At 28.7% G+C, this 3,532-nt stretch carries 3 protein-coding genes; all 3 read right to left on the minus strand.

All coding sequences use genetic code 11. The annotated features are described in order from the left end of the window. The coding region (locus AC1XJX_RS13580; RefSeq protein WP_482004531.1) for a glycosyltransferase at positions 1-999 on the minus strand (999 nt) is incomplete at its 3' end. Further along, the gene (locus tag AC1XJX_RS13585) at positions 981-1,946 is read right to left on the minus strand and encodes a glycosyltransferase family 2 protein (protein ID WP_482004532.1); all 966 of its coding nucleotides are present in this window, start codon (positions 1,944-1,946) and stop codon (positions 981-983) included. The genes AC1XJX_RS13580 and AC1XJX_RS13585, both read right to left, overlap by 19 nt. Positions 1,947-2,099: 153 nt before the next feature. Continuing rightward, positions 2,100-3,344 carry a glycosyltransferase family 4 protein gene (locus AC1XJX_RS13590; RefSeq protein WP_482004533.1) on the minus strand — a complete coding sequence of 415 codons (1,245 nt, stop codon included), beginning with the start codon at positions 3,342-3,344 and terminating at the stop codon, positions 2,100-2,102. Positions 3,345-3,532: the final 188 nt, after the last annotated feature.

Raw genomic sequence — 3,532 nt, forward strand, 5'->3', positions numbered from 1 at the left:
ATTCTTTAACCCTTCAATTTCTCTTTGATTGGCTGGCATATTGTAAAAATAAAGAATTTTTTCTGCTAATTTTTTAATATCTCCTTGAGGAAAAAGCAAATCTGGGAAGCCGTTTAACACATAACGAATCCCAGAAATATCTGATCCTATAACAGGTAAGGCCATGCTCATCGCTTCTAATAAAGCAACTGGCAGTCCTTCTCTTTTACTAGTAATAATATAAATATCAGCATTATTCAGATACTTTTTTATGTTTAACTGTTTTCCTAAAAATAGCACCTGATTATTAAGTTTTAACTCCTCTGTCAAATTTTGTAAAAAACGCCCATAATCATTTTGATTATCACCAATAATAGACAATTCAATATCATCTTTATGGATAAAATGCATTGCTTTCATAATGTCTTCAATAGCCTTTAGAGGGACTAAATTGGCAACCACTATAATTTTAAATATTTCTTTATTCTTCGGAAGAATACTATTATCGGGTTTAAGAAAATTAGTGTCTATACCGAATGGAATTATTGACTTATTTTTTATACTTGGAAAAAAAACTTCCATGCCTTGATTTGTTGTTATAATATAACTAGATAAAAAACTTCTAATTTTCCAATGAATACCACCCCAAGACATTGATTTTTTTGTGTAAATATATTTTACTCCGGCCAAACGAACCGCCAATGCTTCTGTCCAATCGCTACTCCAATGCCAAGAATGTACCAAGTTATAATGATTATTCTTAATGAATTTACGAAATGGATTAATTCGAATAAACAAAGTAAAATAAGGTCGATACGATTTTTTAAATTCTAATAAATGAATAGGTAACCCTAATGCTTCAACTTCTTTGAAAAAAAAACCTCTATTGTGTTCACACGCTATTTCTACTTGAAAAGTAGAAGCATCTAAATGTTTAGCTAAATCATAAACAACTTTTCCACTTCCAGAGGTGTCAAAATTAGAAATAGTGAATAGTATTTTTATTTTATTCTTCTCCATAACTGAAAAAAGGGATTGAACTTTATGTGCGAAACTGATCGATTTATTAGTAAACTAATTTTATTAAAAAGGAGAGAACTTAATTTAATATCTTGTATTCGTTCATCATTAGTTAGTTCTGCAAATTGATAACCTGCTTGATGCAATATTAAAATATTTTTATTGATATTATAATTTAATTGGTTAATTGCAACTTTATTATTTTTTACTAATCTATCAGCATATAGATTTTTCCACAAATTGAAATAGGAAAGCAAGGCTCCGTTTTTTTCTTTATTACGAGTAGAAATGGTTGACTCAGGATGTCTTAAATAAAAATTATACACTTTATTATAATAAAAACCTTTTGCAAAAAGACCTAATTTGATGAATAAAAAAGCGTCTTGTCCAGTTTTAGATGTGTGAAAGCCTCCCAAATACTCAATCATCTCGCGTTTGGCTAAAACTGCCCCTGGGCCTTGAAGATAATATAAATTTTTTAACCAAATTAATCCTGCTTGAGGCGGTAAAATTATTCCCTCTTCCAAACCTTCTAAGGGCTGTAACATTGTTCTTCCGTCTGTATATTTACGTTCTGTACGACATAAAACATAATCAACGTCAAACTGTTCTATTATTTTTATATCTTCTTCTAATTTTCTTGGATCAATGTGGTCGTCACTATCAATAAAAGTAACATACTTTCCAATTGCACTTTTTAATCCTGTATTTCTGGCATAACCTGAACCTTGGTTTGCCTCCGTTAGAATTTTATAATCCAAATTGGTTTTTGGAAGTAACTCCTGTAAAACTTGAAGTGAATTATCCGAAGAATTATTGTCTACAAAAATCATTTCAAAATCTTGAAATGCATAGTGATGTAAGTTATTTATAAAAGAGGGCAAAAAAGCCTCAGCATTGTATACTGGGGAAATAATACTGATTTTTTTTTTCTTAATCTTGTTCATATTTTTTATTTAAGAAAAAAACTTGTTTTAAAATAATTATATCATAAAAATGATATCTTCACAAGGTTTTTCTTTTAATCAAAACACTTAATCTATAAGTAGTCAAAAGTAAAAAAGATAATTGAAACTTTCGTTCAAATAGGTTTTAATAATTTAGTAAAGATAGAGAGCTTCCAATTTCTCCCCTAGAATCTTGCTTTCAAAGTTGTCAATTACAAAATCATAACCATTTTGACCCATTATTTGAATTAATTCTGGTTTATCATATAGTAAATTTAATTTTTCAACATAACAATCTTCTTTATTTTCTTCTACCAAAAAACCTGTTTCATTTGGAATAATGCCATATTTTATTCCGCCCACATCAGCCGTGACAACAGGTAATTTAAAAAACTGTGCTTCTTGCAAAACCAATCCTTGAGCTTCAGAGCGTTTCGTAACTTTTTCTGAAATACCTGGCAGTAAAAAAACGCTTGATCTTGCCATCGTTTGAAAAACTTTTTCTTGAGGTAATGCCCCATAAAAAACAACTTGTTTCTCAATTTGTAGTGATTTTGCTAATGTAATCAATTCATCTTTCATTTCGCCATTACCAATAACATGTAAAATACAGTTTTTTCGACCCGAATCTATCATTTTTTTTAGGATTCGCAAAGCTCTATCAGGTCCTTTCCAATCGATTAATCGGCCACAAAAGACAATTTGGAATGCAGAATTATCTTTTTGTTCATTTGCAAACTGGACTAAATAATTATTTTTAAAGCTCTCTGGTATTAAATGAACATTTTGCACTGATGGATTTACTTGTTTCAAAATGACTTGCAAATAGATTGAGTTAACAGTAAACCCATGAAAATACTTAAAAACGCCTTGATATAATTTTTTATAATATTCCACCTTTGAAGGTGTCAAATCAGAACCATGAAAAGACAAAATTGCTTTTGGAATGAAACAAATTCCTAAAGCATATGCATCAGCTACTTTCTTTCCATTAAAACCAAAATGGCAATGCACAACATCAAAATTATCTTTAAAAAGTAAAATTGGCAAATCATAATACGTTTTTAAAATCGGAATCGAAGTCTTTATTTTTAATGGATTTAAGAGAGCTCTTAATTTAGAAAAATCTATTCTTTTTCGATATTTTCTAAAAAAGACAAAAGCCTTTTGAAACACTTTCAATTTAGAAGAATAATTTTTAAAATGTGCTACTGTTTTCTTTTCTAATTGATAATCAACAAACAATTGATGTACAACAGCATTTTCTGGTTGAATGTATGTAAACACCGTTACTTCAAATCCACGATCAAGTAAATCCGTAATTTGATTTAAAATAAACGTCTCCGTAACCGAAGGAAAAACGGTTACTATAACAAGTATTTTAGGTTTTAGTGACATCAACAAAGTTTATATTTTAACAAAAAGGTAAAAATAATTTTTATTATCGAATAGCCTTCGTAATCAAACAATTATTTGTTAAAAAGTTTTAACATTATTACTATTCAAAAAACGAATAGCCTTTTCCAAATAATTTAAATGTAATTATTCCAAAACTCATTTTAAGAATGGATAAATAACTATTTGAT

It is taken from the genome of Flaviramulus sp. (assembly GCF_982512915.1).